Source organism: Liquorilactobacillus capillatus DSM 19910 (assembly GCF_001434915.1).
GTDB lineage: Bacteria > Bacillota > Bacilli > Lactobacillales > Lactobacillaceae > Liquorilactobacillus > Liquorilactobacillus capillatus.
In genome coordinates this window covers 1-1,297 of the sequence record NZ_AZEF01000037.1, presented here as the reverse complement: position 1 = coordinate 1,297, position 1,297 = coordinate 1, and the positions used below count along the sequence as shown (strand labels likewise).

The 1,297-nt window shown below is 33.4% G+C and carries 3 protein-coding genes; all 3 read left to right on the top strand.

The window, feature by feature from the left end; all coding sequences use genetic code 11:
• Positions 1–282, top strand: a 282-nt coding sequence (locus FC81_RS08545; RefSeq protein WP_057745733.1) for a hypothetical protein, incomplete at its 5' end; no start/stop codon positions are given.
• Between the two features lie 67 nt (positions 283–349).
• Positions 350–808, top strand: coding sequence for a Panacea domain-containing protein (locus tag FC81_RS08540; protein WP_083478802.1), 459 nt, complete (start codon positions 350–352; stop codon positions 806–808).
• The gene (locus FC81_RS08535; RefSeq protein ID WP_057745728.1) at positions 801–1,229 is read left to right on the top strand and encodes an MAG6450 family protein; all 429 of its coding nucleotides are present in this window, start codon (positions 801–803) and stop codon (positions 1,227–1,229) included. The genes FC81_RS08540 and FC81_RS08535 overlap by 8 nt, the downstream gene beginning before the upstream one ends.
• Positions 1,230–1,297: the final 68 nt, after the last annotated feature.

Here is a 1,297-nt window from a genome sequence, read left to right as displayed (position 1 = left end):
CCAGTATTAAGTGGTATGCCTGGTCATTCATATGGTAATGGGACCGAAAGAAGTATGGTTAATCACGTTGATCTAGCTTATCAGATTAAACAAGTTGAGGACGCGTTGAAAGCTGTTAAGAATCCACACTATAGTTTTATCCTTAATGAGTATGTTATAAATAAGCGGTATTCAGTGAGTGATTGTTGCAAGTTATGGCAATGTTCAAAAAGTAAGTTTAATTATATGAAGAATGAAGCATTAGCAAGGTTCGAAAATAAATATTATTTTGCAAATGTTTAGTTCAAAACTGTAATTTTGTGGTAGTCTTTAAGTAGATAAACTAATAATTACTAAGGAGGTGCTAGTAGTGAACGGAAAATTAAGTATTTTTGACATTGCTAATTGGTTTCTGCGACAGGAACAAATGAGCGATAAAAAATTACAGAAGCTTTGCTACTATTCTTATGCTTGGGGAGTAGCGTTGTTAAATAGACCTTTATTTGATGATACTCGTTTTGAAGCTTGGGCCCATGGTCCTGTTTCACCTGAACTATATCAGGAGTGCAAAAGATACGGTTGGTCGCCTATTCCTCAAAATAAGTTTTCCGAAGCACATGCAATTAAAGATAAAGATATAAGTGAACTTTTAAAATCTATATGGTTAACATATGGAGATAAAGATGCGAATGAACTAGAGGCTTTAACACACCGAGAGAGCCCTTGGAAAATTGCTAGAAATGGTATTTTGGACGGCGAACGTAGCAACAATGTTTTGAATGATGGTGTTATGCGTGACTTTTACTTAGGGATCTATAACGGTGACTAAAAAACGCAGAGGTAGCAAGAAAAGCAAAAAGTTAACCGATAAGAATAAAGCTGATAATACAAGGGGTTCTGGATTACTTACATCTAAGGAAAATAGAACTGTTCTTTTTAAATTTGCTATTTCTGAAAAACTAGATAGTGGCTTTATGTTTAAAGATATGAAATACAGTGAATATAAAGACTTCTGTAATTTTGTTTCTATAACAGTCAATAAGGGATTATCAATAACAGAAGTAAATAAGCTTTTACTAAGAACTGAAGGGCCGCATGGACCTAAAAATGAAGAGATCTTCAATGATTGCAAAAGAAAAATGTTTCATTTGGGAAAAGATAGAACAAAATTTAGGATACATGGTTATTACAATAGTGATGATTATTTCGTCATTTGTAGGATAGACCCGAAACATGTTTACAAATATTAACCAACTCAAATATGAGCTGGTTATTTTTTTGCACTAAAAAACTGCTACTCGATTGAGTAACAGCCACT